The organism is Brevibacterium sp. K11IcPPYGO002, from assembly GCF_050920635.1.
Classification (GTDB): Bacteria; Actinomycetota; Actinomycetes; order Actinomycetales; family Brevibacteriaceae; genus Brevibacterium.
In genome coordinates this window covers 1,867,755-1,888,770 of record NZ_CP131929.1, presented here as the reverse complement: position 1 = coordinate 1,888,770, position 21,016 = coordinate 1,867,755, and the positions used below count along the sequence as shown (strand labels likewise).

Genomic DNA, 21,016 nt, shown 5'->3' with positions numbered 1-21,016 from the left:
AATCAGTGAGGGCGCCCTACCGAGTGGTGGGGCGCCCTCACTGCATCCGACCGGCGCGGCTCGGATTTCGGCCGTGCGCGAACTTCGCCCGGCCGTCAGTCGTCGGCCGGGTACCAGATCCCGATCTCGCGTTCGGCCGATTCGGTCGAGTCGGAACCGTGGACGAGGTTCTTCTGCACGTTCTCACCCCAGTCGCGGCCGAGGTCGCCGCGGATCGTGCCGGGAGCCGCAGCCGTCGGGTCGGTGGCTCCTGCCAGCGACCGGAAGCCGGGGATGACACCGTGTCCGGAGGCGATGATCGAGACGATCGGTCCCTCGGACATGAAGTCGACCAGCGGCTGATAGAAGGGCTTGCCTTCGTGCTCGGCGTAATGGGCTGCCAGTTCGGCGGCGGTGGCCGAACGGAGATCCAAGGCGTCGATCGCATAGCCCTTGGCTTCGATGCGGGCCACGATCTGTCCGACGAGTCCGCGAGCGACTCCGTCGGGTTTGATGAGGATGAGCGTACGTTCCATTCCGGTCCTTCCGATTGCGTGTGGACGTCGGTGGACAGTCTACCCGGGCGCCCAGGCGGTGCTCGCCTCGGCGCCCTCACAGGTCAGCCCCGCGCTGCGACCTCACGATCGATACGCGCCGACCAGTAGACGGCCACTGCCCACAGTGCGATGAAGAGAGCTGCGACGAAGAACATCGAGGTGAGCACGAAGCCGGAGGCCAGCAGCAGTCCCTGGACGACCCAGCCGATGATCACGCCGGGGCGTCTCTCACCGATCCGACGCGGCAGCAGGATGACGGCGATGATCGCCAGCACAGCGACGATCGAGGCTCCGATGAGCAGCTGGGCCAGGGTCAGGGTCTGCGCAGACTTCACCGACAGGCCGAATGTCGTGAGCACGGCGAAGTAGACGACGACGAGTTCGCAGATGAGGATCGATCCGCACAGGACGGGATACTTCGATTTCACTGCTCCTCCCCCCGTCCGAGTAGCAGACGGGCCTCGGCCACTGTATAGATGGAACCTGTGACGACGATCCCGGGGCTCTTCGCGTCGACGCTGTTGGCCAAGTCGATGGCCTTCATCAGGGCGGCATTGAGATCGGAGGCGACGATGACCGAATCCTCGTCGACCCATTCCCTGACCGCCTCGGCGAGCTCGCCTGCCGGCAGCGACCGGGAGTTGAGATTCTCGCTGACGACGAACACATCGGCGCTGCGGTGAAGCTCTTCGATGACACCGTCGCTGTCCTTGTCGGCCAGCATCGCCAGCACTATGACGACGTAGTCGAAGTCGAACGCCTCGGTGAGGGTCTCGGCGAGCACATGGGCGGCATCCGGGTTGTGGGCGCCGTCGACGACGACGCTGGGCCCGGTGCGCACGAGCTCGGCACGGCCCGGCGAGGACACCCGGGCCAGCCCCTCGGCCACGGTCTCCTGGTCGAGCGGCTTGTCTTCGGCGCCGAGGAAGGCTTCGGCCGCGACGATCGCGACCGCGGCATTGTGAGCTTGGTGGATGCCGTGCAGGGGAAGGAACAGGTCGGAGTAGACGCCCCTGCGGCCCTGCACGGTGATGAGCTGACCGTCGACAGCTCGCTGCCGATCGAGGAGACGGAAGTCCCGGTCCTCGGTGGCCAACGGAGCCCCGCGACGAGCGGCTTCCTCATCGAGGACGGCCTGGGCGGCTTCGTCCTGGACGGCAGACACGGCGACGGGGTCCGGGGCCGGGCTGTCTGCGACGCTGCGATCGAGGATGCCGGCTTTGGTTGCGGCGATCTCCTCGATGGTGTCGCCGAGGAACGCCTGATGATCGAGTCCGATCTTCGTGAAGACGCACACCTGAGCATCGGCGACGTTCGTCGAATCCCAGGCTCCGCCCATGCCGACCTCGGTGACGACGACATCCACGGGGGCATCGGCGAACACAGCGAAGGCCAGGACGGTCAGCGCTTCGAAGTAGGTCAGCGTCGCACGGCCTTCGGCCTCGAGCTGGGCATCGACGATCTCGAGATACGGGGCGATCTCGTCATAGATGCGCACGAAGGTGTGAGCCGACACGGGGGCACCGTCCACGGAGATCCGTTCCGTCACCGAATGCAGGTGAGGGCTGGTGAACCGGCCGACTCGGAGCTCGTGAGCGGTGATGAGCGAATCGATCATCCGCGCCGTCGAGGTCTTCCCGTTGGTTCCCGTGATCGTGATCGTCGGGGCCGCGGTGTGGACATCGCCGAGGATCTCACATGCCCGCCGGGTCGCGTCGAGGCGCAGTTCGACCTGGGTCTCCCCCGCCCGGGCCAGCAGCAGAGCGTAGACGCGGGCGAGTTCGGCGCGAGTGGCCTCATCGACGACCGGCTCCGGGACGGGCTCCGGCTCCGTTTCGTCACCGGACTGCGGAGCTTCGACAGCGGCCAGCAGCTCCTCGGCTGCAGTCAGCGGATCCTCGGCTGAGGTGTCGTCGCTCATGCGCGCTTCACCGCCAGACGGGTGCCGCCGGGAAGCTCTTCGGGACTGAAGACCGCGGCGTCGGACTCGGCCGGGCCGAAGGCCAGCGACGTCGTCAGTGTCTCGCCGGCGATGAGGTCGGCGTGGGGTTCGAGGGCGGCGACCGCCTCGGGGCCGGCTTCGACGGTGACGGCGATCCGGTCGGAGATGTCGAGGTCGAGCTGCTTGCGGATGCCCTGGATGGCACGCACGGCATCTCGGGCCATGCCTTCGGCTTCGAGTTCCGGGGTGACCCGCGTATCGAGGGCGAGGAAGCCGGAGTCGAGAGCTGCGAGCTCCATGCCTTCGGTGCCGGACTCGGCGACCGATTCGAGGGTGTATTCGCCGTCGACGAGCTCGATTCCGCCGCTGATGACGGTGCCGTCGGCAACGGACCAGTCTCCGGTCTTCGAGGCCTTGATGACCTGCTGGACCTGCTTGCCCAGACGGGGCCCCGCGGCACGGGCGTTGACGACGAGATTCTGCGACAGGGAGAATCCGGCGGCCTCCGCCTCGGCGACGTCGAGGACCTCGACGGTTCGCACATTGAGCTCATCGGCGATGATCTCGGTGAAATCGGAGCTCAGGTCCGTGTCGGTGGCGACGGTCAGCTGCGACAGCGGCAGACGCACGCGCAGCTGATTGGCCTTGCGCACCGAGGAGGCCGTAGAGCAGATATCGCGGGTGAGATCCATGGCCGCGACGAGGTCGGCGTCAGCGGGGAAGACATCGGCATCCGGATAGTCGGCCAAGTGCACCGACCGTTGCCCGGTCAGACCCCGGTAGATCTCTTCGACCGTGAACGGCAGCAGGGGTGCAGCCACTCGGCAGAAGGCCTCCAGGCAGGTGTAGAACACGTCGAAGGACTCGTGCGTCTCGGCACCACCGTCCCAGAACCGGCGGCGCGAACGGCGCACGTACCAGTTCGTGAGCATGTCGAGGTAGCTGCGGACGAGTTCGCATGCCGCCCAGATGTCCAGGTTGTCCATCGCCTCGGCGAATTCGCTGATGAGGTCGTGCGTCTTGGCCAGCAGGTACCGGTCGAGGACCTGAGACGAGTCGTAGCGGGACTGTGCCTGGTAGCCGGTCTTCGCCCCCGCCGGACCGTCGGCCGCGTTGGAGTAGGTGGCGAAGAACTGCCATGTGTTCCACAGCGGGAGCACGACCTGGCGGACACCGTCGCGGATGCCCTGTTCGGTGACGACGAGGTTGCCGCCGCGCAGGATGGACGAAGCCATGAGGAACCAGCGCATGGCATCCGAGCCGTCGCGGTTGAAGACTTCGTTGACATCGGGGTAGTTGCGCAGAGACTTCGACATCTTCTGCCCGTCGGAGCCCAAGACGATGCCGTGGGAGATGCAGTTGGTGAATGCGGGCCGGTCGAAGATCGCTGTGGCCAGGACGTGCAGAAGGTAGAACCAGCCGCGGGTCTGTCCCACGTATTCGACGATGAAGTCGGCCGGGAAATGGTTGTCGAACCATTCGGAGTTCTCGAACGGGTAGTGCACCTGGGCGTAGCTCATCGAGCCGGAGTCGAACCAGACGTCGAAGATCTCCGGGATGCGCTGCATCACGGAATTGCCCGTGGGGTCGTCCGGGTTCGGGCGGGTGAGGTCGTCGACCCACGGGCGGTGGAGGTCGACCTCGCCGGAGTCGTTGCGCGGCAGACGTCCGAAATCGGCTTCGATCTCGGTCAGAGAACCGTAGACATCGGTGCGCGGGTAGGCCGGGTCGGAGGAGATCCACACCGGGATCGGCGAACCCCAGAAGCGGTTGCGGGAGATCGACCAGTCGCGGGCGTTTTCGAGCCATTTGCCGAACTGTCCGTGCTTGACGTTGTCGGGCACCCAGTTGATCTGCTCGTTGAGTTCGACCATGCGGTCCTTGAACTCGGTGACGCGGACGAACCAGGACGACACGGCACGGTAGATCAACGGATTCCGGCAGCGCCAGCAGTGGGGGTAGGAGTGTTCGTAGGACTCGTGGCGGACCAGCAGCGCATTCCGCGACTCCATCGGTCCTGTGTGGTTGCGCAGGTCCTTGATGATCGCCTTGTTCGCGTCGAAGACCTGCTGCCCGGCGTAGTCGGCAACGGTCGTGTCGAAGCGACCGGCGTCGTCGACCGGACGGGCGGCGGTGATTCCGAAGGAGTCGGTGAGCTCCTTGTCCTCTTCACCGAAGGCCGGCGACTGGTGGACGATTCCGGTGCCGTCGTCGACGGTGACGAAGTCCGCGGCGAGGATCGTGTGCATCTTCTCGCCGAATTCGTCCTGCCGGTCCTCGAAGTAGGGGAAGGCAGGTTCATAGGCGGCGCCGACGAGTTCGCTGCCGGGGAAGGTGCGCAGAACCTGGGGTTCGGCACCGAGCTCACGGGCGTAGGCGCCGAGCCGCGCCTCGGCGAGGATGAGCGTCTTGCCCTGGAGCTCTTCTGCTCCGTCTTCTCCGGGAACGACCGCGACGAGCGGGATCTCCGGGTTGACGGCCACTGCTTGGTTCGACGGAACCGTCCATGGCGTCGTGGTCCAGATCAGGACCCATTCGTCGGAGTCCTTGAGCTTGTAGCCGATGGTCACGGCCGGATCCTGACGCATCTTGTACACGTCATCGTCCATGCGCAGCTCATGGTTCGACAGCGGCGTCTCGTCCTTCCAGCAGTAGGGAAGCACGCGATAGCCCTCGTAGACGAGGCCCTTGTCCCACAGCTGTTTGAACGCCCAGATGACGCTTTCCATGTATTCGACATTGAGCGTCTTGTAGTCGTTGTCGAAATCGACCCACCGACCCTGACGGGTCACGTACTCTTCCCACTCCTGGGTGTAGCGCAGCACCGAGGAGCGGCAGGCGTCGTTGAAAGCGGCCAGACCCATGCGGCCGATCTCGGACTTGTCTGTGATGCCCAGCTGACGTTCGGCTTCGAGCTCGGCCGGCAGACCGTGGGTGTCCCAGCCGAACCGGCGGTCGACCTTCTTGCCCCGCATCGTCTGGAAGCGCGGGACGACGTCTTTGACGTAGCCGGTGAGCAGGTGACCGTAGTGCGGCAGGCCGTTGGCGAAGGGCGGGCCGTCGTAGAAGACGAACTCGTTCTCGCCGTTGACACCGGCGTCGCGCTGGGCGATCGACTCCTTGAAAGTGTCGTCCTCCTGCCAATAGCGCAGCACAGCGTCTTCGATGGCAGGGAAGTTCGGGGACGACGAGAGGCCGAACGTCGAGGTCGACACCTTGGGATAGAGAGGCTGAGTCATGAGCGTCCTTCTGGGTCACTGCGGTCACTGTCACGAGGACGACAGTCTGCCGCGGTACCACCTCGCTTATCCGCAGGTCTGGCCGTTGAGGTCAGTCTGAGGATCGCTCATTGACTAAGACGATGACGGGTCCACCCGTCCGGGTCTACTGAGAACGCAGCGATCAGGACGCTGGTTCCGTTCTTCCGGATGCTCCCCGGTGATGGCCGGATCGACGCAAGACAATCGTATACCGTCGACTCCGCCCGAGACCACCCGGCGGGCTACTGCCGAAGTTCAACCCCGAGGCGGCCGCGGGCAGAAGCCGTGAGCGCTCACAGTCCCCGATTGCGGGCGACCTTGTGCTGGGCGGCCTGGGCGATGGGCCTGATGACCATGAGATCGACGTTGAAGTGGTGAGGCCGGGTGAGCGTATACACGATGGCATCGGCGACGTCGTCCGCGGTCAGCGGATTCTCGACTCCTTCGTAGACCTTCGCGGCCTTCGCTTCGTCACCGCCGACACGTTTGTAGGTGAACTCATCGGTGGCGACCATTCCGGGGGCGATCTCGATGACGCGCACGGGTTCGCCGGCGAGTTCGAGTCGCAGGGTCGCCGCAACGGAGTGGGTGCCGTGCTTCGCAGCGACATAGCCTCCGCCTCCCTCGTAGGCCTGATGACCCGCGGTCGAGGACATGACCACGATGTCTCCGCGGCCGGAGTCGATGAGCGCCGGAAGCAGGGCCTTGACCACGCGCAGCACACCGAGGACGTTGATATCGAACATGTCGCGCCACCCGTCGACCGATGCCTCGGCGACGGTGTCTGTTCCGAAGGCGGCCCCGGCATTGGCCACGAGGGAGTGGACGACTCCCCCGGCGAGCACCTGCTCGGCCATGGACGCCACGGCGGCGTCATCGGTGAGGTCGGCGACGATGTAGTCGGCTCCGGTCTCCTCGGCGAGAGCCTTGAGCTTGTCCTCACGGCGGGCTACCGCCACGACGTCCCAGCCCTGATCTCGCAGCTGTCTGACCGCGGCGGCACCGATTCCGGAACTGGCTCCTGTGACGACTGCTCTGAGCGTTTCCATCTGAGTTCTCCTCTGTCGGGTCTGTCGGTGGGTGATGAGTCGGGATTCCGGTGACGGGATCTCCTGTCCGGATCTCAGTCTACGGAGTCGGCTCTCGTCCGGCAGCGGTGTCGTCTGAGCCGAGATCGCTGTCGGCAGGTCGTCTCCGGGCAGGATCGGGCGAGTCGGGTGCGACCGGGGTCATCGGCGTGCTCGGTCGGGGGTGCGGATTGCGCGGCCCGCCTTCGCCGAAGACGGCGCGCAGACCTGGGATCTTCACGGCCAGCCAGGTGAATGCGGCGCAGACGAGCGCGTAGGCGATCGGCATGATCACGGCGTGGAGGACGACGCCGGGCACGGTGTCCGGCAGGCCCATGGCGTTGCGCACCGGGTAGAGCAGGACCGGATGGAGGAGGAACACTCCGAAGGAATACGGGTAGAACCGGTGCAGCGGTCCGAATCCAGTGCGCATATGGAAATGCAGAAGGAGATACGCAGCGATGGAGGCGATGACGACTCCGGGGGCGAGATATTCGTAGGGGAACATCCACGGCTTCTCCCCCGGTCCCAGACCGGCCCAGACGGCGGTTCCGGCGGCCGCGAAGATGAAGCTCGCCCAGGCCACGATGGCACCCCTGGCCGAGAGGACGATATCGCGCAGCACCCACCCGAGGATGTAGAAACCGGCCATCGGCAGGAACCGAGTCGCGATATTGGCTTCGCCGACGTCGAAGATCATCGACACCCACTGGTCGGTCATGCCGATGCCGAGGAAGATCAGCCCGGTCCCCCACTGCAGACGGCGAGAGCCGTGCACGCTCAGGAGGCGGAAGAACGGGGTGAGCAGTGTCAGCCCGGCGAGAACGTAGAGGAAATAGAGCTGGACGAAGGGCGAACCGGTGAGGATCGCGATGCCCGGATTCCACGCCTGGTCATCAGGCTGGAGGTAGAACCGGCGGAACAGAACATAGACGATGGTCCAGAACACGAGAGGGATGCCGATCCGCCAGACCCGCTTGGACAGGAACGTGCGCGGCTTGCCGCCCCGGTCAGGATCGAGGGCCAGCGCGCCGGAGATCATGATGAACACCGGCACCGACCACCGGCAGGCGGAGTCGACGGCGTTCGCCAGCCACCAGTCGGGGCCCATTCCTGCGAAGTTCTCTTCGACGACGGTTCCCAGGGAATGGATGGCCACGACGGCGATGATCGCGATCGAACGTGCCGGATTCATCCACGCGGTCGACGTGGGCGGCGGATTCTCTGTCGGAATTCGGTCCAGGGGCGCCATGCGTCCATCATGTCATTGCCTGCGGCGCAGTCGACTCACTGCGCTTTCAGGGTGTGAGCTCTCCCATGCCGCCGGCCGAGGCCCGGCTGCAGGCGCGAGTGCAGCGCTTGTGCTCCGGTGAGGCTTCGCCCGGCTGCAGGCGCGAACCGGTTTGGCCGATCGCGGACCGAGTGAGAAAATCAGCAATTATGAACACACCTGCCTTTTCGGACTCGACGCACGAGTCAGTGAACCTGCCTGACAAACCGGCCCTCGAGGGCCTGCGGGACAAATGGGACGCCGCGTGGAGCGAGCAGAACGTCTACGCCTTCGACGTCGACACCGATCGCGAGCAGGTCTACTCGATCGACACTCCCCCGCCCACAGCATCGGGGTCGCTGCACGTGGGACACGTGTTCTCGTACACGCAGACCGACATCATCGCCCGCTATCAGCGGATGACCGGCAAGAACGTGTTCTACCCGCTGGGATGGGATGACAACGGCCTGCCCACCGAACGACGGGTGCAGAACTACTACGGAGTCACCTGCGATCCCAGTCGGCACTACGATCCGGACTTCCATCCGCCGGAGAAGGCACCGAAGAATTCGCGCGACTTCGTCAAGGTCTCTCGCCAGAACTTCATCGAGCTGTGCGAGAAGCTCTCGGCCGAGGATGAGAAGGTGTTCGAGGACCTCTTCCGCTCCACCGGGCTGTCGGTGGATTGGAAGTACACGTACCGCACTATCGATGACGATTCTCGTGCGGTGAGCCAGCGGGCGTTCCTCACCGACCTGCAGAACGGCCATGCCTATTCGCAGGACGCCCCGACCATGTGGGACGTCACCTTCGGAACTGCTGTGGCTCAGGCCGAACTCGAAGATCGTGAACGCGAGGGTGCCTATCACAAGGTGAAGTTCTTCCCCGAAGGCGCCGACGGCCTGGCCGACACCTCGGCGGAGCCGATCATCATCCTCACCTCGCGTCCGGAGCTCATTCCTTCGGTCGTGGCGCTCGTCGCCCATCCCGATGACGAACGCTACGCCTCCATGTTCGGCACGAACGTCGTCTCGCCGCTCTTCGGTGTCAGCGTCGAGATCCGCGCCCATGAGCTCGCGAAGTCCGATAAGGGCACGGGCATCGCCATGGTCTGCACCTTCGGCGACCTCACCGACGTGACCTGGTGGCGAGAGCTGGATCTGCCGACCCGTGCGGTGATCAACCGCGGCGGCCGCCTCAACCTCGAGGTGCCCGAGTGGATTGCTCAGTCGCCGAAGTCTGACGCTGTGGCCAACTATGAGGCACTGGCCGGAAAGACGACGTTCTCGGCGCGCAAGGACATTGCGCAGATGCTCGTCGACTCCGGTGACCTCATCGGTGAGATCGAGCCGATCACGCACCCGGTCCCGTTCTATGAGAAGGGCGACAAGCCGCTCGAGGTCGTCACCAGCCGTCAGTGGTACATCCGCAACGGCGGCCGTTCGGCCGAGCTGCGGGATGCGCTCATCGCCCGCGGCCGCGAGATCGAATGGCACCCGGCGTACATGCGCTCCCGCTACGAGAACTGGGTGGAGAACCTCAACGGCGATTGGCTGGTCTCCCGGCAGCGCTTCTTCGGCGTCCCGATACCCCTGTGGTACCGACTCGATGCCGACGGCCAGCCCGACTACGAGAACCCGATCGTTCCGGAATCGCTGCCCTGCGACCCCATCGCCGAGGCTCCTGCCGGGTTCACGGAAGACCAACGCGATGTGCCCGGCGGGTTCACCGCAGATCCGGACGTGCTCGACACCTGGGCGACGTCGTCGCTGACCCCGCAGCTGCTCGGCGGCTGGTCGCGGGACGAGGAGTTCTTCGACAAGGTCTTCCCGTTCGACCTGCGCCCACAGGGCCACGACATCATCCGCACGTGGCTGTTCTCGACCGTCGTCCGGGCGAACTCGCTCAATGATGCGGCACCGTGGAGACATGCCGGTCTCTCGGGCTGGATCCTCGATCCGGACCGGAAGAAGATGTCGAAGTCGAAGGGCAATGTGGTCGTGCCCTCCGACATCCTCGCCGAGGCGAAGCCCGGCTTCGGTCCGGACGCCGTGCGCTACTGGGCCGCCAGTGCGAAGCTCGGCGCTGATACCGCCTATGACGTCACGCAGATGCAGATCGGACGCCGTCTGGCCATGAAGCTACTGAATGCGTCGAAGTTCGCTCTCGCGCAGGGCGTGCACGCCGGTCTCATCGGTCAGCTCGGGGCCGTCACCCACGACCTCGATCGGGCCCTGCTGGCGAAGCTGGCCGACGTCGTCGCACAGGCGGGAACGCATATGGCCGCCTACGACTACGCTCACGCTCTGCGTGTGACCGAGAGCTTCTTCTGGGAGTTCACCGACGACTACGTCGAACTCGTCAAGGATCGCTCCTACGGCTCCTCGGGCACCGACGATCAGATGTCCGCCCATGTCACCCTGGCTACGGCCCTGGACGTGCTGCTGCGTCTCTTCGCACCGTTCACACCGTTCGTCACCGAAGAGGTCTGGTCCTGGTGGCGCACCGGTTCGGTCCACCGTGCACAGTGGCCGGCCGATGAGGCTCTGAGCCACCCCGGCTCGACCGTCGATCCCGAGCTCCTGGCTGCGGTGGCTGCGGCACTGACCGAGATCCGCCGCACGAAGACCGAGGCCAAGGTCTCACAGAAGACCGAGGTCGCCTCGGTGACCATCCAGGCACCGGCCTCCGTCGTCGCCGCGATCAAGTCGGCAGAAGGCGACCTCAGGGCCGCGGGCCGTATCAAGTCCCTGAGCACCGAGGAAGCCGGTGAGGAGATCGCCATCGCCGCGATCAGCTTCGTCGAACAGAACTGAGCCGAGGACGAGCCGGACCTCCGAGCCGGTCTGAGTCCCGGTCGGGTCGTACAGAGCCCCACGACACCCGCTCCTCCGCAGAATCGGAGCAGCGGGTGCCGTGGGGCTCGTCGCATGTTCCGGAACGGACACACGGACGGAAGGGGTTCTGCGGTCTCTGCCCAGTAATATGGTTCTCGACCACCGACGCACCATCGCAGTCCTCCTTGAACGAAAGGCTCCCAGAACCGTGAGAAGCGAACTGTTTTCCAAGCGCAACGCCGAGATCCAGAACCAGGAGCGGTGGACGCTCCAGTCGAACAAGATGCTGCGTTCGGTGGTCACGCCGAACGCTCCGATGATCGCCACCAAGGGCGCCATGGTCGCCTACCAGGGAGATGTCCACTTCACCCACCAGGGGTCGAAGTCGGTCGGCCAGTTCATGAAGAAGGCGGCCACCGGGGAGGGCGGCAATGTCATGCGCGTCGAGGGACACGGTGAAGTGTTCTTCGCCCGGGAGGCGTCGAACATCTTCATGATGGCGCTCGAAGGACCACAGGACGCGCTGACCGTCAACACCGCTAATCTGCTCGCCTTCGACGACGCTCTCAATTGGGAGATCAAGCGCATCAAGGGCGGAGTCGGTGCCATGGTCAGCGGGTCCGGACTGTTCAACCTCGAACTTGCCGGGCAGGGCACCGCCGCCATCTGCTGCAAGGGCGAGCCCATGGTCCTCGACTGCTCGCAGCAGCCGACCTTCGTCGACCCGCAAGCCGCTGTGTGCTGGTCCTCGGCACTGGCCCCGCAGATCAAGACCGACGTCGGCGTCGGCACCTTCTTCGGTCGCGGTTCCGGTGAGTCCGTGCAGCTGGCCTTCCACGGTCCCGGCTTCGTCGTCGTCCAGCCCGCGGAGAACGCCGTCTACTCGGCTGCCACCAGCTGACACGCCAGGCGGCCGTCCGCGGCCTGACCACGCACCCTCGACCTGCTGCTTCGGCAGCGGGTCGGGGGTGTCGTCGTCTCTCCCGCGCAGCTCCCCGTGTCGCCGCATCGCTCACCCCTCACCCGTCGTCTCTGAACCCACCGGTGCAATAGGGTGTTTTGTCAGGACGGGTGAGGGATACGGCAGCACCGGGAGGTTCTACCGCTGTCAGTGTGGCGTGAGAGCAGCGGTGGGTGTTGCTGTGGCAGATGTGCTCCCGCCTGGACATCGCGGCAGAAGATCAGGCGGTGGGGACAGTGTGCTCGTGCCCGCCGCGTTCGACCCGATACTTTCGGAATGTCGGAAAGATTGCCGCGCAGGCGAGCACGAGAACGATGACGGCAATGCCGCCGCCCGCCGAGGCGACCGTGGTGTCGGTGACGGCCGCGACGGAGCCGTGGAGGACGTCAGCAATACGAGGTCCGCCGGCGACGACGACGATGAACACTCCCTGCATCCGACCGCGCATCGCATCGGTGGCGGCCTCCTGGAGCATCGTCTGCCGAAAAGCACCGGAGACGATATCGGCTCCTCCGCCGACCGCCATCGCAGCCAATGCGACGACGAGCGCGGTCAGCCAGAACCCCGCCGCCAGCTCAAGCGACAGCCCGAAGACCGTCATGGCCGCGCCCCAGACGACGATGGCGACGATGACGGCGAGCCCCTGACGCTGCACGCGGGAGACCCATCCGGAGAAGATCCCGGCCAAGGCGCTGCCGCCGGCCAGAGCGGCGAAGAGCAGCGAGAACACGATGCCGCCTTCGGGTGGGCCGTCGAAGGTCTCGGCCGCGATCTGCGGAAACAGTGCCCGCGGCATTCCGAAGACCATCGCAATGATGTCGACCAGCAGAGAGACCATGACGACGGTGTTCGTCCGCAGGTACCGGAATCCATCGACGATGCCTTTGAGTCCCGACCGTGTATCGGGCTGTTTCTGCGGCAGCAGCGACGGCAGTCGGACCACCGCATAGAGCGTGGCGAAGAGGAACACGGCATCGATGACGTAGAGCAGCTGGTACCCGAACAGCGGAATCAGCGCTCCGCCGACGACAGGGCCGACGACGGCGCCCACAGTCATCACGGTCATATTCAGAGAATTCGCCGCCGGCAGCAGATCGAGCGGGATGATCGAGGGCAGCAGAGCACCCCTCGCCGGCTGGTTCAGACCGAAGAATGCCTGCTGCATTGAAAACACCGACAGCAGCAGCCAGACGTTGTCGACGCTGAGCACCGCGATGAGTGCGAGTATCGCGCTCGTGACGATCAGCCCGACGGTCGAGATGACGAGCATCCTGCGACGGTCGATGACATCGGCCAGGGACCCGCCCCACAGCCCGAAGACGATGAGAGGCACCAGACCGAACGCACCGGCGAGCCCGACGTAGCCGGACGATCCGGTGATATGGAAGATCTGCGCGGGAATCGCCACCACCGTCATCTGCGCACCGATGACGGTGACGATATTGGCCGACCACAGCCGTCGAAAGGACGCGTACCGCAGCGGGCGCGTGTCAGCCAGGAGTCTCATGCGTTGAGAGACTCAGGCAGACTTCTTATTCGTCCTGTTCCGTGACTTCGGCACGAGGGTCGGGGCGACGTTCGATTCGACGACGTCCTTGGTCACGACCACCTCGGCGATGTCCTCGCGCGAGGGCACATCGAACATGACCGGCTGCAGGACCTCCTCCATGATGGAGCGCAGTCCGCGCGCACCGGTACCGCGCAGAAGAGCGAGGTCGGCGATGGCCTCGAGCGCCTCGGTCTCGAAGGTCAGAGACACATTGTCGAACTCGAACATCCGCTGATACTGCTTGACCAGCGCGTTCTTCGGCTCGGTGAGAATCGACATCAGTGCGGCACGATCGAGGTTCGACACGGTGGCCAGCACCGGGAGGCGACCGATGAATTCGGGGATGAGTCCGAACTTGAGCAGATCCTCCGGGAGGATGTCCGCGTAGAGGTCCTCTTCGTCGTTCTTCGACTGCAGAAGGGCACCGAAGCCGATCCCGTGCTTGCCCTTACGGCCGGCCACGATCTCTTCCATTCCGGCGAACGCGCCCGCCACGATGAAGAGCACGTTGGTCGTGTCGATCTGCAGGAAGTCCTGATGCGGGTGCTTGCGTCCGCCCTGCGGCGGAACCGACGCCTGGGTGCCTTCGAGGATCTTCAGCAGCGCCTGCTGCACGCCCTCGCCGGACACATCACGGGTGATCGACGGATTCTCCGACTTGCGGGCGATCTTATCGATCTCGTCGATGTAGATGATGCCGTGCTCGGCGCGCTGGATGTCGAAGTCCGCGGCCTGGATGAGCTTGAGCAGGATGTTCTCGACGTCTTCGCCGACGTAGCCGGCCTCGGTCAGCGCGGTGGCGTCGGCGACCGCGAAGGGGACGTTGAGACGTTTGGCCAGCGACTGGGCGAGGTAGGTCTTCCCCGACCCGGTGGGTCCGACGAGCAGAATGTTCGACTTCGCGATCTCAACCTCGGAGTCGCTGGAGCCGAGGGTCTTCTCGTCACCCGACTGCAGCGATCGGATGCGCTTGTAGTGGTTGTAGACGGCTACTGACAATGCCTTCTTCGCCGGTTCCTGACCGACGACGTATTCCTGGAGGAAGTCGAAGATCTCGCGGGGTTTGGGCAGTTCGAGCTCGGCCTGCTCCGGGCTGGATTCGCTGAGTTCCTCTTCGATGATCTCATTGCACAATCCGATGCATTCATCGCAGATGTAAACACCAGGTCCGGCGATGAGTTTCCGAACCTGCTTCTGAGACTTCCCACAGAAGTTGCATTTGAGCAGGTCTGCTCCGTCCGCACTGCGAGCCACTGTCACAACCTTTCGCCAGGACGCTTGGTCCCAACTCTACCGCTCGTGTTTCCTGTACCTCAATAGCTTCCCATACGTGGCGGACACGAGCCCCCAGCCACGTCTCGGTGTGTCGGCGGGCAGAACCGGGAACGGGTCCGCACGATCGCAATCGCACGGACCCGTTCTCAGCGCTGATCAGCGCTGACAGCGGTGATCAGTTCGCGTCCTTGCGCGAAGAGAGCACCTGATCGACGAGACCGTAGTCCTTGGCCTGAGCGGCCGTGAGGAAGAGGTCGCGTTCGATGTCGTTCGAGATCTGCGTGGCTTCCTTGTTCGAGTGCTTGGCCAGAGTTGCCTCGAGCCATTCGCGCATCCGCAGCACCTCCGCGGCCTGGATCTCGAGGTCGGAGGCCTGTCCCTGCCCCTGGCCCTGCATCGCGGGCTGGTGGATGAGCACACGCGCATTCGGCAGTGCGAGTCGCTTACCAGGAGTTCCTGCGGCCAGCAGCACGGCGGCGGCGGAGGCGGCCTGCCCGAGGCAGACGGTCTGGATCTCGGGCTTGACGTACTGCATCGTGTCGTAGATGGCCGTCATCGCGGTGAACGAACCACCGGGCGAGTTGATGTAGAGAGTGATGTCGCGGTCCGGATCCTGCGATTCGAGCACCAGCAGCTGAGCCATGACATCGTCGGCGGACGTGTCATCGACTTGGGCGCCCAGGAACACCACACGATCGTCGAAGAGCTTGGTGTAGGGATCCTGGCGCTTGAAGCCATAGGGTGTGCGCTCTTCGAACTGCGGCATGACGTAGCGCGACTGGGGCATGTTCGACGCCGTCGAACCCGGCATAAAGTTCATTGCATTCATTCTTCCCTCACTCCTGCTCAGTTGTTCTCGACGTCGGACGCGCGGGTGACCATCTTGTCGATGAAGCCGTATTCGAGCGCTTCCTCAGCGGTGAACCAGTGGTCACGATCGTTGTCCTTGAGGATCTGCTCGAGCGACTTGCCGGTCTGCTGAGCGGTCAGTTCCGCCATCTGCTTCTTCATGTGCAGGATCAGTTCGGCCTGGATCTTGATGTCGGTGGCCGTTCCGCCGATGCCGCCCAGCGGCTGGTGCATGAGGATACGGGCATGCGGGGTGGCGTAGCGCTTTCCCGGCGTGCCCGAGGACAGCAGGAACTGTCCCATCGAGGCGGCCATGCCCATGGCCACGGTGGAGACATCGGGCTTGATGTACTGCATCGTGTCGTAGATGGCCATACCCGCGGTGACGGAACCGCCGGGCGAGTTGATGTAGAGCGAGATGTCCGCGTCAGGATCTTCGGCGGCAAGCAGCATCATCTGCGCACAGATGGCGTTGGCGTTGTCGTCACGCACCTCCGAACCGAGCCAGATGATGCGCTCCTTGAGAAGGCGATTGAAGATGTGGTCGTCCAGACCCATTCCCCCACCGGCGTCGAGGCCGACGGGAGCTGTCGTGTCGTATGCGCTCACGTTTCACTCCTGTGTTCTGTGGATGGCTTGATATGGACTCTAACCGCTCTCCCCCGGGTTTTAGTCCGCGGCGAGGCCAGTGTTCGCCCTCAGCGTGATCGGGACCTGGGCAGATGCAGAGACGGTGGGTACGGATCGCGATCCGTACCCACCGTCTCATCAGGATTCCATCGCCGAGGCGGCTGACCCTCAGTTCTCTTCGGCGGCCTCTGCAGGTGCTTCGGCGTCAGCTTCCGCGCTCTGCGCATCAGCGTCTGTGTCCTCGGCATCGTCTCCGGCGGAGGTGAAGGCCTCCATGTCGACGACGTTTCCAGCGGTGTCCTTGACCGTGGCACCGGCGAGGACGGCGGCAAGAGCCTTACGGCGCGAGACCTCGCCGACGAGGGCGTTGACCTGGCCGGAGCTGTCGAGCATCTGGGCGAACTCGTTCGGGTTCATTCCGTACTGCTGCGACGCGGAGATCAGGTACTCGATGAGTTCGGGCTGGCTGACCTCGACATTCTCGGCTTCGGAGACGGCGTCGAGGATGAACTGGGTGCGCAGGTTGCGCTCGGTCTCCTCGGTGACCTCCTTGCGGTGCTCGTCATCGTCCGAACGGTTCTCGGACTCGAGGTGACGCTCGACCTCGTCGGTGACGATCTTGGCCGGGACCGGGACTTCGAGGGTCTCGATGAGGTGTTCGAGGACCTTGTCGCGTGCCTGCACGCCCTGCTCGGTCTCCTTGGCCTTGCCGGCCTGGACGCGCAGGTCCTCGCGCAGTTCGGCGATCGTGTCGAACTCGCTGGCCAGCTGAGCGAAGTCGTCATCGGCCTCGGGCAGTTCGCGTTCCTTCACAGCGCTCAGGGTGATCTTCACGGTGCCCTGTTCGCCGGCGTGCTCGCCGCCGGCGAAGGTGGTCTCGAAGGTCGTGGTCTCTCCAGCAGAGAGTCCGTCGAGGGCCTCGTCCATGCCTTCGAGCATCGTTCCGGCACCGACCTGGTAGGAGATGTCGGAAGCGGTGTCGATCTCCTCGTCACCGATGGTGGCGACGAGGTCGAGGGTGACGAAGTCGTCCTTGGCCGCGGGGCGGTCCACGGCGACGAGGGTTCCGAAGCGGGTGCGCAGCTGCTCGAGCTCGGCATCCACATCGGCATCGGTGATGTCGATCGGGTCGACCTCGATGGTGATCGAGTCGTAGGCAGGCAGTTCGACTTCGGGACGCACGTCGACCTCGACGGTGAAGCCGAGTTCGCCGTCTTCGGTTCCGTCGAGACCGGGAACCTCGGAGATCTCGACCTCGGGCTGGCCCATCGGCTTGAGGTCATGCTCGTCGACCGCGTTGCGGTAGAACTCGTCAAGACCGTTGTTGATGGCTTCCTGGATCACGGCAGGACGGCCGATGCGCTGATCGATGATGCGCGCGGGGACCTTGCCCTTGCGGAAACCGGGGACGGTGACCTGGCCACCGATGGTCTTGTATGCCTCGTCGACGCTCGGTTTGAGTTCGGCGTATGGGACTTCCACGCTGATCTTGACCCGGGTGGGGTCGAGTTGCTCGACGGAGCTCTTCACAGTGTGACCTTTCAGATTCGACAGTCATGCATTTTCGGTCATCTCCGACCTGATCATCCGGGTTCGTGACCGCTGGCGGCCATCTCACAGCCTGATCGGTCATCTCGTGACCTTAGAGGGAGCGAAAGTCCACGAATAGTTCGCGCACGTCCGCAAGACGCAATCACCTATGTTACGCGAAACCCCGCCCGTTACGCGAAACCGGGGTGATTTCACGGGGCCGCTCCACCTCGGTGCCCGTAGAGCTCGTCGAGGGTGATGATGACGTTGGCCGCCGTCCATGACAGCGGGGCCACGGAGACCGGGTTGCCGTCCGCGCTGATCTTCTCCGGCAGAGACCCTGCGCTGGTGCGGTGTTCCGTCAGCCAATCGAGGACCGATTCGGCCCGGTCACTGAGTCCGAGGCGCGCGAAGCCGAGGCCCATGAGGGACGTCGACGGCGTCCAGCTTGAGCGGTCGATGATCCACCCGTGCCCGGGCTTGATCCCGCCGGCCGGCTGCTCGAGACGATCCCAGACTCCGGCGAGGAGCTCGGGGTCGAGTGCGTAGATCCCGTCCGCCGTGTCCGGCACGAGTCCGGCGGCGGGCAGGTAGGCGATGGCCGAATCGGATCCGCCCGAGGTGGGATACCGCTGCATCCCGTTGGCGCCGAAGGTCCGAGCGAAGGTGGCACGATAGTCCTCGACGGCGCGCCGGACATCAGCCTCTCCCCCGCCGAGGCGGCTCCACAGCCCCGGATCCGCCTTCGTCAGTGCGGTCAGTGAGTTCATCCCGACCAGAGTCGGTCCGGCCAAGCCGAGTGTGACCTGTGATTCTCCGACCTCCCAATAGTCGGGTCCGACCGGAGGCAGGCGGCGACCGCGGGCGGTGAGGTCGATCAGGCGCGAACTGGTCCGCCGCAGCAGGTCATCGAATCCTCCGAGACCGGAGCGGCCGGTCGTCACCGTGGAGACGGCATGCACCTCGGAGACCGCCCAGAGGACGAGGCCGAGAGAGTCGAACTGCGACTCACGATCGTCCGGTGCCAGTCCGGACACCGGGTCGACGCGAGCGGCGAACGACCCATCGGGCGCCTGCACGGACTGAAGGTAGTGCAGATGGCTCCACGCCAGGTCCGAGAGCCCGACTCGCGCCAGAGCCACTGCACAGAAGGCGGTATCCCGCGGCCAGACATAGCGCCACGCACCCGCCCACCCGGCGACCGGGGCGGGCAGCTCGTCACTGAGCACCCACAGGTCGAGCAGAGCCGAGACCGCGAGTTCTCGGCGGTAGGCGGGCAGGGACCCCAGCCACGGTTCGCAGCCGTCGAGGAACTCCTGCTGCCTCCGCGCCGGGCCCGGATCGTCACGATTCGGCATGACTCGCGACTGCGCGGGCAGGATCTGCGCGGATTCGGCGTTGAGAGCCTCCCGCAGACCCGAACGAGTGTAGGCGGCGGTGAGCGAGCGGATGGGATCCGGTTGGGCCGCCTCGGCGAGGGCTGCGGTGATCGCCGAACCGAGACCGATCGCACCGATCCCGGCGACCGCTCCGGTGAGTATCGCCCGCCGACTGGGCCGGGCTGTGGCACGCTCATCGCGCGGGAGCGTGCCGCGTGGCGTCCGAACGGCAGTGGTCATGAGGAGGATCCTACCCGCCCGGACATGAGAAAACCGGCCTGACCATCTGGTCAGACCGGCTCGTGGAGGGGATGACGGGAATCGAACCCGCACCATCAGTTTGGAAGACTGAGGCTCTACCATTGAGCTACATCCCCGTGTTGCGAGTTCGACTATAGTCGAGAACTTCCTCGACCGCCAAATCGACATTCGGTGACCTGCGTCACCTGCCCGGTCACCCACCTGACGGAACTGTGAGGTGTGTCGCATCGACGGGTTTGCCTGATTCGCAAGGTGCGAGTCGCGACCCGCCTGTGGTTAGATAGGAGCCGTCGCGGGATGTGGCGCAGCTTGGTAGCGCATCTGTTTTGGGAACAGAGGGTCGCAGGTTCAAATCCTGTCATCCCGACAGACTCCAGCCGCCCGGACCAATCGGTCCGGGCGGCTTCTTCATGCCCTGTTTCGTCTGAGGGTCGTAGACCGAAGGTGCGCGTCAGCACTCGCGGGTTCAAAATTCATACGCCTTGACCAGAATCACCTCATATGAATTCTGAAGCCGCTCGTGCAGACCATTCGGCCGCTTGCCTAGGCTCCGAAGTCGATGACCTGTCGGACCACGGTTCCGTCGGAGAGCGCGTCGAAGGCCTCGTTGAGCTCGCTGAGCTCGATCGTATCGGAGATGAGTTCCTCGACGGGCAGCTTGCCCTCCCGCCACAGCTGGGCGTAGACGGGGATATCGCGACTCGGCACCGCCGACCCCAGATAGGAGCCGATCACGGTCCGGGCCTCAGCGGTCAGGGTCACCGGGGTGATGTGGGACTGCGCATCCGGGGCAGGCAGACCCACGGTCACGGTCGTCCCGCCGACTGCGGTGGCAGAGAACGCCGTCTCAAAGGCACGCGCATGTCCCACGCACTCGATGACGATCGGAGCCTTCCTCTCCCCCAGCTGTTCGGGGGTGAAGACCTCAACGGCACCGAGCTCCTTCGCCCGCACGAGCTTGTCAGGATTCGCGTCGACGCCGATGACTCCGGCGGTCTCAATGGACAGCGCCGTGATGAGTGCGGCAATACCGACCCCGCCGAGACCGACGATCATCACTTCATCGTCCGGTCCCGGCCGTCCCGCGTTGAGCACCGCTCCCCCGCCGGTGAGCACGGCACAGCCGAGCACCGCGGCGATCGAGGCGGGAACATCCTCGTCGACGGGGACGACGGATGCTCGGTTGACCACCGCGTGAGTGGCGAACACGGAGGCACCGAGGTGGTGGAGCACCTCGGCGCCGGTGTCGTCGTGGAGTCGCACCTTGTGACCGTCGAACGGCAAGGTTCCGGCCCCGTTCGTCGCGCTGCCGGGGGTGCAGGGAAGTTTGCCGTCGGTGCGGCAGTTCGGGCAGTCCCCGCAGCGGGGCAGGAACACTGTGACGACCTGTTGGCCGATCTCGAGGTCATCGACGCCGTCGCCGAGCTTCTCGACGATTCCCGCTCCTTCGTGCCCGAGCAGCATCGGCAGCGGGCGGGGACGGTTGCCGTCGACGACGGACAGATCCGAGTGGCAGACCCCGGCGGCCGTCATCCGGATGCGAATCTCCCCGGGACCCGGCTCATCGAGTTCGAGCGTCTCAATCGTGATCGGCTGCGACTGAGCGAAGGGCCGAGGCCGTTTCATCTCCCGCAGCACAGCACCGTCGATCTTCACAGCCTCAGCCCTTT

Annotated in this window: 15 protein-coding genes and 2 tRNA genes; 3 read left to right on the top strand and 14 right to left on the bottom strand. The window is 64.9% G+C overall.

The window, feature by feature from the left end:
• Window positions 1-95: 95 nt before the first annotated feature.
• From ndk to QYM46_RS08535, 6 genes are all read right to left on the bottom strand, one after another.
• The gene (gene ndk, locus QYM46_RS08560) at window positions 96-515 is read right to left on the bottom strand and encodes a nucleoside-diphosphate kinase (protein ID WP_169252146.1); all 420 of its coding nucleotides are present in this window, start codon (window positions 513-515) and stop codon (window positions 96-98) included.
• 83 nt (window positions 516-598) lie between these two features.
• Window positions 599-964 (bottom strand): DUF4233 domain-containing protein, encoded by a 366-nt coding sequence (locus QYM46_RS08555; protein ID WP_025776799.1) that lies wholly within the window; start codon window positions 962-964, stop codon window positions 599-601.
• Window positions 961-2,457: a bifunctional folylpolyglutamate synthase/dihydrofolate synthase gene (locus QYM46_RS08550; RefSeq protein WP_432791567.1), complete on the bottom strand. Its 1,497-nt coding sequence runs from the start codon at window positions 2,455-2,457 to the stop codon at window positions 961-963. The genes QYM46_RS08555 and QYM46_RS08550 overlap by 4 nt, the downstream gene beginning before the upstream one ends.
• Window positions 2,454-5,717 carry an isoleucine--tRNA ligase gene (gene ileS, locus QYM46_RS08545; protein ID WP_432791566.1) on the bottom strand — a complete coding sequence of 1,088 codons (3,264 nt, stop codon included), beginning with the start codon at window positions 5,715-5,717 and terminating at the stop codon, window positions 2,454-2,456. The genes QYM46_RS08550 and ileS overlap by 4 nt, the downstream gene beginning before the upstream one ends.
• A 314-nt stretch (window positions 5,718-6,031) precedes the next feature.
• Entirely contained in the window at window positions 6,032-6,787 is a 756-nt protein-coding gene (locus QYM46_RS08540) for an SDR family oxidoreductase (protein ID WP_025776802.1), read from the bottom strand.
• 79 nt (window positions 6,788-6,866) lie between these two features.
• Window positions 6,867-8,057 (bottom strand): acyltransferase, encoded by a 1,191-nt coding sequence (locus QYM46_RS08535; protein ID WP_432791565.1) that lies wholly within the window; start codon window positions 8,055-8,057, stop codon window positions 6,867-6,869.
• A 188-nt stretch (window positions 8,058-8,245) separates the two neighbouring features.
• Here QYM46_RS08535 and valS point away from each other — a divergent pair, with 188 nt between their 5' ends.
• Together valS and QYM46_RS08525 are read left to right on the top strand one after the other, a co-directional pair.
• Window positions 8,246-10,891, top strand: coding sequence for a valine--tRNA ligase (gene valS / locus QYM46_RS08530; protein WP_432791564.1), 2,646 nt, complete (start codon window positions 8,246-8,248; stop codon window positions 10,889-10,891).
• Window positions 10,892-11,120: 229 nt separating this feature from the next.
• Window positions 11,121-11,813, top strand: a complete 693-nt coding sequence (locus tag QYM46_RS08525) for an AIM24 family protein (RefSeq protein WP_432791563.1) — start codon at window positions 11,121-11,123, stop codon at window positions 11,811-11,813.
• A 280-nt stretch (window positions 11,814-12,093) separates the two neighbouring features.
• Here QYM46_RS08525 and QYM46_RS08520 read toward each other — a convergent pair whose 3' ends face one another.
• The 7 genes from QYM46_RS08520 to QYM46_RS08490 form a co-directional block, all read right to left on the bottom strand.
• The gene (locus tag QYM46_RS08520) at window positions 12,094-13,380 is read right to left on the bottom strand and encodes an MFS transporter (protein WP_432791562.1); all 1,287 of its coding nucleotides are present in this window, start codon (window positions 13,378-13,380) and stop codon (window positions 12,094-12,096) included.
• Window positions 13,381-13,392: 12 nt separating this feature from the next.
• Window positions 13,393-14,676 carry an ATP-dependent Clp protease ATP-binding subunit ClpX gene (clpX, locus tag QYM46_RS08515; protein ID WP_169252138.1) on the bottom strand — a complete coding sequence of 428 codons (1,284 nt, stop codon included), beginning with the start codon at window positions 14,674-14,676 and terminating at the stop codon, window positions 13,393-13,395.
• Between the two features lie 196 nt (window positions 14,677-14,872).
• Complete coding sequence (locus tag QYM46_RS08510; RefSeq protein ID WP_169252137.1) at window positions 14,873-15,517, bottom strand: ATP-dependent Clp protease proteolytic subunit; 645 nt, start codon at window positions 15,515-15,517, stop codon at window positions 14,873-14,875.
• 26 nt (window positions 15,518-15,543) lie between these two features.
• Window positions 15,544-16,104 carry an ATP-dependent Clp protease proteolytic subunit gene (locus QYM46_RS08505; protein ID WP_169253834.1) on the bottom strand — a complete coding sequence of 187 codons (561 nt, stop codon included), beginning with the start codon at window positions 16,102-16,104 and terminating at the stop codon, window positions 15,544-15,546.
• Window positions 16,105-16,344: 240 nt separating this feature from the next.
• A complete protein-coding gene (tig, locus tag QYM46_RS08500) occupies window positions 16,345-17,706 on the bottom strand; it encodes a trigger factor (protein WP_432791561.1) in 1,362 nt (453 codons plus the stop codon).
• 212 nt (window positions 17,707-17,918) lie between these two features.
• On the bottom strand, window positions 17,919-19,325 hold the full coding sequence (locus QYM46_RS08495; RefSeq protein WP_432791560.1) for a hypothetical protein: 1,407 nt from the start codon (window positions 19,323-19,325) through the stop codon (window positions 17,919-17,921).
• Window positions 19,326-19,388: 63 nt separating this feature from the next.
• Window positions 19,389-19,462: transfer RNA gene (locus QYM46_RS08490), tRNA-Gly, on the bottom strand.
• Window positions 19,463-19,639: 177 nt separating this feature from the next.
• On the opposite strand from QYM46_RS08490, the gene QYM46_RS08485 reads away from it, so the two are divergent.
• Window positions 19,640-19,713 (top strand) — tRNA-Pro (locus QYM46_RS08485).
• Window positions 19,714-19,889: 176 nt separating this feature from the next.
• Here QYM46_RS08485 and QYM46_RS08480 read toward each other — a convergent pair.
• Entirely contained in the window at window positions 19,890-21,002 is a 1,113-nt protein-coding gene (locus QYM46_RS08480; protein WP_432791559.1) for an alcohol dehydrogenase catalytic domain-containing protein, read from the bottom strand.
• Window positions 21,003-21,016 lie beyond the last annotated feature (14 nt).

Excerpts from the sequence above, each read along its gene's own strand:
- ndk (WP_169252146.1), bottom strand. The coding sequence starts at position 515 with ATGGAACGTACGCTCATCCTCATCAAACCCGACGGAGTCGCTCGCGGA.
- QYM46_RS08535 (WP_432791565.1), bottom strand. The coding sequence starts at position 8,057 with ATGGCGCCCCTGGACCGAATTCCGACAGAGAATCCGCCGCCCACGTCG.
- QYM46_RS08520 (WP_432791562.1), bottom strand. The coding sequence starts at position 13,380 with ATGAGACTCCTGGCTGACACGCGCCCGCTGCGGTACGCGTCCTTTCGA.
- QYM46_RS08550 (WP_432791567.1), bottom strand. The coding sequence starts at position 2,457 with ATGAGCGACGACACCTCAGCCGAGGATCCGCTGACTGCAGCCGAGGAG.
- QYM46_RS08510 (WP_169252137.1), bottom strand. The coding sequence starts at position 15,517 with ATGAACTTTATGCCGGGTTCGACGGCGTCGAACATGCCCCAGTCGCGC.
- QYM46_RS08540 (WP_025776802.1), bottom strand. The coding sequence starts at position 6,787 with ATGGAAACGCTCAGAGCAGTCGTCACAGGAGCCAGTTCCGGAATCGGT.
- QYM46_RS08495 (WP_432791560.1), bottom strand. The coding sequence starts at position 19,325 with ATGACCACTGCCGTTCGGACGCCACGCGGCACGCTCCCGCGCGATGAG.
- valS (WP_432791564.1), top strand. The coding sequence starts at position 8,246 with ATGAACACACCTGCCTTTTCGGACTCGACGCACGAGTCAGTGAACCTG.
- QYM46_RS08505 (WP_169253834.1), bottom strand. The coding sequence starts at position 16,104 with ATGGGTCTGGACGACCACATCTTCAATCGCCTTCTCAAGGAGCGCATC.
- ileS (WP_432791566.1), bottom strand. The coding sequence starts at position 5,717 with ATGACTCAGCCTCTCTATCCCAAGGTGTCGACCTCGACGTTCGGCCTC.